The organism is Streptomyces sp. NPDC054863 (assembly GCF_053610825.1).
Map to the genome: position 1 here is coordinate 1 of NZ_JBSGZD010000338.1, position 8,146 is coordinate 8,146.

Annotated in this window: 7 protein-coding genes; all 7 read left to right on the top strand. The window is 67.3% G+C overall.

What is annotated here, in order from left to right:
* The first annotated feature begins 362 nt into the window (after nt 1-362).
* The 7 genes from ccrA to pssA all read left to right on the top strand — a co-directional run bounded on the left by ccrA (nt 363) and on the right by pssA (nt 8,098).
* The gene (ccrA, locus tag ACWGIG_RS34260) at nt 363-1,700 is read left to right on the top strand and encodes a crotonyl-CoA carboxylase/reductase (protein WP_453325598.1); all 1,338 of its coding nucleotides are present in this window, start codon (nt 363-365) and stop codon (nt 1,698-1,700) included.
* 5 nt (nt 1,701-1,705) lie between these two features.
* On the top strand, nt 1,706-3,718 hold the full coding sequence (locus tag ACWGIG_RS34265; protein ID WP_453325599.1) for a protein meaA: 2,013 nt from the start codon (nt 1,706-1,708) through the stop codon (nt 3,716-3,718).
* Entirely contained in the window at nt 3,715-4,680 is a 966-nt protein-coding gene (locus ACWGIG_RS34270; protein ID WP_453325600.1) for an HpcH/HpaI aldolase/citrate lyase family protein, read from the top strand. Before ACWGIG_RS34265 ends, ACWGIG_RS34270 begins: the two co-directional genes overlap by 4 nt.
* A 5-nt stretch (nt 4,681-4,685) precedes the next feature.
* Nucleotides 4,686-5,198, top strand: a complete 513-nt coding sequence (locus ACWGIG_RS34275; protein ID WP_453325601.1) for a MaoC family dehydratase — start codon at nt 4,686-4,688, stop codon at nt 5,196-5,198.
* Between the two features lie 2 nt (nt 5,199-5,200).
* A complete protein-coding gene (locus ACWGIG_RS34280; protein ID WP_453325602.1) occupies nt 5,201-6,406 on the top strand; it encodes an acyl-CoA dehydrogenase family protein in 1,206 nt (401 codons plus the stop codon).
* Nucleotides 6,407-6,585: 179 nt separating this feature from the next.
* Entirely contained in the window at nt 6,586-7,257 is a 672-nt protein-coding gene (locus tag ACWGIG_RS34285) for a phosphatidylserine decarboxylase (protein WP_398411314.1), read from the top strand.
* Complete coding sequence (gene pssA, locus ACWGIG_RS34290) at nt 7,244-8,098, top strand: CDP-diacylglycerol--serine O-phosphatidyltransferase (protein WP_453325603.1); 855 nt, start codon at nt 7,244-7,246, stop codon at nt 8,096-8,098. The genes ACWGIG_RS34285 and pssA overlap by 14 nt, the downstream gene beginning before the upstream one ends.
* Nucleotides 8,099-8,146: the final 48 nt, after the last annotated feature.

Below are 8,146 nucleotides of genomic sequence, written 5' to 3' on the forward strand. Positions count from 1 at the left end.
CCGCCGCCCGGGCCGGCCTCAACGGCCCGGGCGGCGTCGCCATGTGCACGCCCACTCCGACCACCTCCACACCTCTGACCTGCACTGATCGATCATCGTTCATAAATTGATGGCACTCAGTGCCTTGTGGGTTGTCACGGGGTGCCATACCGTGAAGTTGTCCGGGCGGCCGGCGTGCAGAGACTTCTCGTACGCCGGCTGTCCCCGCACACCTCCCGGTGTGCGCGCCCGGACGCCTGCGTCACAGGCAACCTCCCGCGCACCACCCCGCGCTGCCGATCCACCCGCATCACCGCCGAACCGACGGCACACCTCCACCCTCACTCCCCCTCAAGCTCCCGAAGCACCGCCGGAGGCCCCCCGTGAAGGAAATCCTGGACGCGATCCAGTCGCAGGAAGCGACTGCCGCGGACTACGCAGCCCTCGCCGTCCCCGAGTCGTACCGCGCGGTCACCGTGCACAAGGACGAGACGGAGATGTTCGCCGGGCTCACCACCCGCGAGAAGGACCCCCGCAAGTCGCTCCACCTCGACGACGTGCCGGTGCCCGAACTCGGCCCGGGCGAGGCCCTGGTGGCGGTCATGGCCAGCTCGGTCAACTACAACTCCGTCTGGACCTCGATCTTCGAGCCGGTGTCGACCTTCAGCTTCCTCGAACGGTACGGCCGCCTCAGCGAGTTGACGAAGCGTCACGACCTCCCGTACCACGTGATCGGTTCCGACCTCGCGGGCGTCGTGCTGCGCACAGGACCCGGTGTGAACGCCTGGAACCCCGGTGACGAGGTCGTCGCGCACTGCCTCTCCGTCGAGCTGGAGAGCTCCGACGGCCACAACGACACGATGCTCGACCCCGAGCAGCGCATCTGGGGCTTCGAGACCAACTTCGGCGGGCTCGCCGAGATCGCCCTCGTGAAGTCCAACCAGCTGATGCCCAAGCCCGACCACCTGAGCTGGGAGGAGGCGGCGGCGCCCGGTCTGGTCAACTCCACCGCGTACCGCCAGCTGGTCTCCCGCAACGGCGCCGGCATGAAGCAGGGCGACAACGTCCTGATCTGGGGCGCCAGCGGCGGACTCGGCAGCTACGCCACGCAGTTCGCCCTCGCGGGCGGTGCGAACCCGATCTGTGTCGTCTCCAGCGACCAGAAGGCGGACATCTGCCGCGCGATGGGCGCCGAGGCGATCATCGACCGCAACGCCGAGGGCTACAAGTTCTGGAAGGACGAGAACACCCAGGACCCGCGCGAGTGGAAGCGCTTCGGCAAGCGCATCCGGGAGCTGACCGGCGGCGAGGACGTCGACATCGTCTTCGAGCACCCGGGCCGCGAGACCTTCGGCGCCAGCGTCTACGTCACCCGCAAGGGCGGCACCATCGTCACCTGCGCGTCCACCTCCGGCTACAACCACGAGTACGACAACCGGTACCTGTGGATGTCGCTGAAGAAGATCGTCGGCTCGCACTTCGCCAACTACCGCGAGTCGTGGGAGGCCAACCGCCTGGTCGCCAAGGGCAAGATCCACCCCACGCTGTCGAAGGTGTACTCGCTCGAAGACACCGGCCAGGCCGCGTACGACGTCCACCGCAACCTGCACCAGGGCAAGGTCGGCGTCCTCGCCCTCGCCCCGCGCGAGGGCCTCGGCGTCCGGAACCACGAGCTGCGCGAGACCCACATCGACGCCATCAACCGCTTCCGGAATGTCTGAGTCTGATGACTGAACGCAAGAAGGACCGCCCCTGGCTCATGCGGACCTACGCCGGTCACTCGACCGCCGAAGCGTCCAACGAGCTGTACCGGCGCAACCTCGCCAAGGGCCAGACCGGCCTCTCGGTGGCCTTCGACCTGCCCACCCAGACCGGCTACGACCCGGACCACGTCCTCGCCCGCGGCGAGGTCGGCCGGGTCGGGGTCCCGGTGTCCCATCTCGGCGACATGCGGCGGCTGTTCCAGGACATCCCCCTGGAGCAGATGAACACCTCGATGACCATCAACGCCACCGCGATGTGGCTCCTCGCCCTCTACCAGGTGGTCGCCGAGGAACAGGGCGCGGACCCGGACCGGCTGCAGGGCACCACCCAGAACGACATCGTCAAGGAGTACCTCTCGCGCGGGACGCACGTCTTCCCGCCCGGCCCGTCGCTCCGGCTGACCACCGACATGATCACGTACACGGTCAACCACATCCCCAAGTGGAACCCGATCAACATCTGCAGCTACCACCTCCAGGAGGCGGGGGCGACCCCGGTCCAGGAGATCTCGTACGCGATGTCGACGGCGATCGCGGTCCTGGACGCGGTGTTCGCGTCCGGGCAGGTCCCCGAGGACCGCAGGGGTGACGTCGTCGCCCGTATCTCCTTCTTCGTGAACGCGGGCGTCCGCTTCGTCGAGGAGATGTGCAAGATGCGCGCCTTCGGCCGCATCTGGGACAAGATCACCCGCGAGCGGTACGGCATCGAGAACGACAAGCAGCGCCGCTTCCGCTACGGCGTCCAGGTCAACTCCCTGGGCCTCACCGAGGCCCAGCCGGAGAACAACGTCCAGCGCATCGTCCTCGAAATGCTGGCCGTCACCCTCTCCAAGGACGCCCGCGCCCGCGCCGTCCAACTCCCCGCCTGGAACGAGGCGTTGGGGCTCCCCCGCCCCTGGGACCAGCAGTGGTCCCTGCGCATCCAACAGGTGCTCGCGCACGAGAGCGACCTCCTGGAGTACGAGGACATCTTCGCCGGGTCGCACGTCGTCGAGGCCAAGGTCGAGGAGCTCGTCGCCGACTCCCTCGCCGAGATGCGGCGCATCGAGGAGATGGGCGGCGCGATGGCCGCCGTCGAGTCCGGCTACCTCAAGTCGCAGCTCGTCTCCTCGCACGCCGAGCGCCGGGCCCGCATCGAGGGCGGCGAGGAGAAGATCGTCGGCGTCAACATCTACGAGACCACCGAGCCCAACCCCCTCACCGCCGACCTCGACACCGCGATCATGACGGTCGACCCGGCGAACGAGGCCCGCGTCGTCGCCGCCCTCCACCAGTGGCGCGACAACCGCGACGAGACGCGCGCCCAGGAGTCCCTGGCGGCCCTCAAGGCGACCGCCGCCGGCACCGGCAACCTGATGGCCGCCACCGTCGAGTGCGCCCGCGCGGGCGTCACCACCGGCGAGTGGTCGTGGGCGCTGCGGGACGTCTTCGGCGAGTTCCGCGCCCCGACGGGGGTCTCCTCCGCCCCGGTGGCCGTCACCGCCGAAGCGGGCACGCCCTTGGCCCTCGTACGGGAAAAGGTGCGGCGGACCGCCGACGAGCTGGGTTCCGGGCGGCTGCGCCTCCTGGTGGGCAAGCCCGGCCTTGACGGGCACTCCAACGGCGCCGAGCAGATCGCCGTACGCGCGCGCGACGCGGGCTTCGAGGTGGTCTACCAGGGCATCCGGCTCACGCCCGAGCAGATCGTCGACGCGGCCCTCGCCGAGGACGTGCACTGCGTCGGCCTGTCGATCCTGTCCGGCTCGCACGCCGAGCTGGTCCCGGACGTGCTCGTGCGGCTCCGGGAGGCGGGCGCACCCGAACTGCCCGTCATCGTCGGCGGGATCATCCCGAACGCCGACGGCGTCGAACTGAAGCGGGCGGGAGTCGCCGCCGTCTTCACCCCGAAGGACTTCGGCATCACGGAGATCATCGGCCGTATCGTCGACGAGATCCGGAAAGCGAACAAGCTCGACCCTCTGGAGGTCCCCGCATGACTACGCCTGTGAACCGTCTCCGCCCCCGCCGCTCCTGTCTCGCGGTCCCCGGGTCGAACCCCCGCTTCCTGGAGAAGGCCCAGGGCCTCCCCGCCGACCAGGTCTTCCTCGACCTGGAGGACGCCTGCGCCCCGCTCGCCAAGCCCGAGGCGCGGCACACCATCGTCAAGTTCCTCAACGAGGGCGACTGGACCGGCAAGACGCGCGTCGTGCGCGTCAACGACTGGACCACCGAGTGGACGTACCGCGACGTCGTGACGGTCGTCGAGGGCGCAGGACAGAACCTCGACTGCATCATGCTGCCGAAGGTCCAGGACGCCCAGCAGATCGTCGCGCTGGACCTGCTCCTGACCCAGATCGAGAAGACGATGGGCTTCGAGGTCGGCAAGATCGGCATCGAGGCACAGATCGAGAACGCGCGCGGGCTGAACAACGTCAACGCGATCGCCGAGGCGTCCCCCCGCACCGAGGCGATCATCTTCGGCCCGGCCGACTTCATGGCCTCGATCAACATGAAGACCCTGGTCGTGGGCGAGCAGCCGCCCGGTTACGGCGCGGACGCGTACCACTACATCCTGATGAAGATCCTGATGGCGGCCCGCGCCAACGACCTCCAGGCGATCGACGGCCCCTACCTCCAGATCCGCAACGTGGACGGCTACCGCGAGGTGGCCAAGCGCGCCGCGGCCCTCGGCTTCGACGGCAAGTGGGTGCTGCACCCGGGCCAGGTGGAGGCCTCCAACGAGATCTTCTCGCCCTCCCAGGAGGACTTCGACCACGCCGAGCTGATCCTCGACGCGTACGACTTCTACACGTCCGAGGCGGGCGGCAAGAAGGGTTCCGCGATGCTCGGCGACGAGATGATCGACGAGGCCAGCCGCAAGATGGCGCTCGTCGTCTCGGGCAAGGGCCGGGCCGCCGGTCTGCAGCGCACCTCGAAGTTCGAAGCCCCGGAGGCCTGATCACCATGCAGTTCGGACGCACCTTCGAGGAGTTCGAGGTCGGCGCGGTCTACAAGCACTGGCCCGGCAAGACGGTCACCGAGTACGACGACCACCTCTTCTGTCTCCTCACCATGAACCACCATCCGCTCCACATGGACTCCAACTACGCGGAGAAGACCACCGACTTCGGCAAGAACGTCGTCGTCGGCAACTACATCTACTCCCTCCTCCTCGGCATGTCCGTCCCGGACGTATCGGGCAAGGCGATCGCCAACCTGGAGGTCGAGTCGCTGAAGCACATCGCGCCGACCTTCCACGGCGACACGCTCTACGGCGAGACCGTCGTCCTCGACAAGACCCCCTCGAAGTCGAAGAACGACCGGGGAATCGTCTACGTCGAGACCAAGGGCTACAAGCAGGACGGCACCGTGGTCTGCGTGTTCCGCCGCAAGGTGATGGTTCCGACCGAGACGTACATCAAGGAGCGCGGCGGCGAACAGCCGGGCCGCCCCGAGCCCAAGGTGAGGGAAAAGTAATCATGGCCCGTCTCGCCCAGACCGCAGGTCTGACCGACGTCCAGCAGGAAATCCTCTCCACCGTCCGGAACTTCGTCGACAAAGAGATCATCCCGGTCGCCACGCAGTTGGAGCACCGCGACGAGTACCCGACGGAGATCGTCGAAGGCCTCAAGGAACTCGGCCTGTTCGGGCTGATGATCCCCGAGGAGTACGGCGGCCTGGGTGAGTCCCTTCTCACATATGCGCTCTGTGTGGAAGAGATCGCCCGCGGTTGGATGAGTGTGTCCGGAATCATCAACACGCACTTCATCGTGGCGTACATGCTCAAGCAGCACGGCACGCAGGAGCAGAAGGACACCTTCCTGCCCCGGATGGCGCTCGGCGAGGTGCGCGGCGCGTTCTCGATGTCGGAGCCGGCGCTCGGTTCGGACGTCTCCGCGATCAGCTCCAAGGGCGTCCGCGACGGCGAAGAGTACGTGCTCAACGGCCAGAAGATGTGGCTGACCAACGGCGGCACCTCCACGCTCGTGGCCGTCCTGTGCCGCAGTGACGAGGGCCACCCCGAGGGCACCGCTCCGCACAAGTCGATGACCACGTTCCTGGTCGAGAAGGAGCCGGGCTTCGGTGAGGTCCGCCCAGGTCTGACCATTCCCGGCAAGATCGACAAAATGGGATACAAGGGGGTGGACACCACCGAGTTGATCATGGACGGACTGCGCATTCCGGCCAATCGCGTACTCGGCGGGACCACCGGCCGAGGGTTTTACCAAATGATGGACGGCGTAGAGGTCGGCCGCGTCAACGTCGCGGCCCGTGGTTGCGGGGTCGCTCAGCGTGCCTTCGAGTTGGGTGTTTCGTACGCCCAGCAGCGCCACACCTTCGGCAAGCCGATCGCCCAGCACCAGGCGATCCAGTTCAAGCTGGCCGAGATGGCCACCAAGGTCGAAGCCGCTCATGCGATGATGGTGAATGCAGCGCGCAAAAAGGACAGCGGGGAACGAAACGACCTCGAAGCAGGGATGGCCAAGTACCTGGCCTCCGAATACTGCAAGGAGGTCGTCGAGGACGCCTTCCGCATTCACGGCGGGTACGGGTTCTCGAAGGAGTACGAAATCGAGCGCCTCTACCGCGAGGCACCCATGCTGCTGATCGGTGAAGGTACCGCCGAGATCCAGAAAATGATCATTGGTCGGCGACTCTTGGAGGAATACCGGCTTCAGGGCTGATTGTTCTCTTTGTGTGGATTTCAACGCGAAGAAGATCACACCCTGTCACCTTCTCCAGGCGTCTTTCCGGCCGCTGACTCTCTTTCCGGCTTGCCCAGTTGCACCCCGCAACCGATAGCATCGCCGGAAAGCCGCCGTCCCCCGTCTCCGCGCGGCATCATCCGCTACGAAGGTCTTCCATGCCCCACAGCCAAACCTCTGCACCACGCGACGGCGTCTCCTCGGGTCTCATCCCCAAGGGTCGCCTTGCTCGCGGAGCATCGCCGTGGCTCCTGCCGACCGTCGCCACCGCGGCCCTCACCCTGGCCAAGGCGCGCAAGTCGGGCCGTTGGGCCGCCGCAGCCGTCCCCACCACCGCTCTCGCGGCGGGGATGCTGTGGTTCTTCCGCGACCCCGAGCGCGAGATCGCCCAGGGCCGGGTGATCTCGCCGGCCGACGGTGTGGTGCAGAGCATCATGCCGTGGAAGGACGGGCGCACCCGCGTCGCGATCTTCATGAGCCCGCTGAACGTCCACGTCAACCGCGCGCCCCTCGCGGGCACGGTGACGTCCGTCGAGCACGTGCCCGGCGGTTTCGTTCCGGCGTTCAACAAGGAGAGCGAGAACAACGAGCGCGTTGTCTGGCACTTCGACACGGAGCTCGGTGACATCGAGATGGTGCAGATCGCGGGCGCTGTGGCCCGCCGCATCGTTCCGTACCTCCCGCAGGGCACCAAGGTGGAGCAGGGCGAGCGGATCGGCCTGATCCGCTTCGGTTCGCGCGTGGACATCTACCTTCCGGAAGGTGTCGAGGTAGCGGTCGAGGTGGGCCAAACCACTACCGCGGGGGTGACCCGAATTGACCGTGACTGATCCAGAGACCCAGGCCGGCTGGGTTCCGGAGGCCGACGCCGAGGCCGACGCGGAGGACATGCCGCTCAGTCTGAGGCTGTCGATAGCGGACACCCTCACGCTCGGTAACGCCACGTGCGGATTCATGGCGGTGTACTTCACCACCACCGGAATCCTCATTCCGCACCTCCAGGGCAGCGCGGAGACCGGCATGGCGCGCAGCAGCGCCGCCACCGCCGTGATCCTGATGCTGCTCGCCGCGATCTTCGACCTGTGCGACGGACTGGTGGCCCGCAAGCTGCGCAGCTCGCCGATGGGTGCGGAGCTGGACAACCTCTCCGACCTGATCAGCTTCGGGCTCGCCCCCGCCTACTTCGTGCTCGTGTACGGAATGGTGGCGCAGGACGCCCAGCAGAAGGTGGCGGCACTGGCCGCGATCGTCGTGTTGCTGGCGGTGGTGCTGAGACTTGCGCGGTTCAGTTGCGTGACCATGAAGGACGGCATGTTCCAGGGCATGCCGAGCCCCTTCGGAGCGCTCACGGTCGTCTCGATCGTCCTGCTGGAACTGCCCTTCATCCCGACTCTGCTCGCCGTGCTCGGCGTGGCCTGGCTGATGGTGAGCCGGGTCGAGTACCCGAAGCCGCGAGGCATCCTCGCGGTCGCCATGCTCAGCTGGATCGTCGGCGCGATGGGCCTCCTGGCGGCGTGGGCGTTCGACGCTCCCGGCGGCCAGCTGCTCCTGCAGACCGGCTGTGCGCTCCAGGTGGTCATGGGCGCGGTGATCCCGCTGTTCGCCACCGCGCGACGCGTGAACACCTTCCGCGGCAACCGCCGCGAGGCAAGGGCAGCACAGCTGCCGTAGCGGTCCCCGCACGTACGAAGAGGGCCCTCAGGCCGGTTCACACCGGCC

Coding starts and splice junctions, on each gene's coding strand:
- ACWGIG_RS34265 (WP_453325599.1), top strand. CDS start 1,706: ATGACTGAACGCAAGAAGGACCGCCCCTGGCTCATGCGGACCTACGCC.
- ACWGIG_RS34270 (WP_453325600.1), top strand. CDS start 3,715: ATGACTACGCCTGTGAACCGTCTCCGCCCCCGCCGCTCCTGTCTCGCG.
- ACWGIG_RS34285 (WP_398411314.1), top strand. CDS start 6,586: ATGCCCCACAGCCAAACCTCTGCACCACGCGACGGCGTCTCCTCGGGT.
- ACWGIG_RS34280 (WP_453325602.1), top strand. CDS start 5,201: ATGGCCCGTCTCGCCCAGACCGCAGGTCTGACCGACGTCCAGCAGGAA.
- ACWGIG_RS34275 (WP_453325601.1), top strand. CDS start 4,686: ATGCAGTTCGGACGCACCTTCGAGGAGTTCGAGGTCGGCGCGGTCTAC.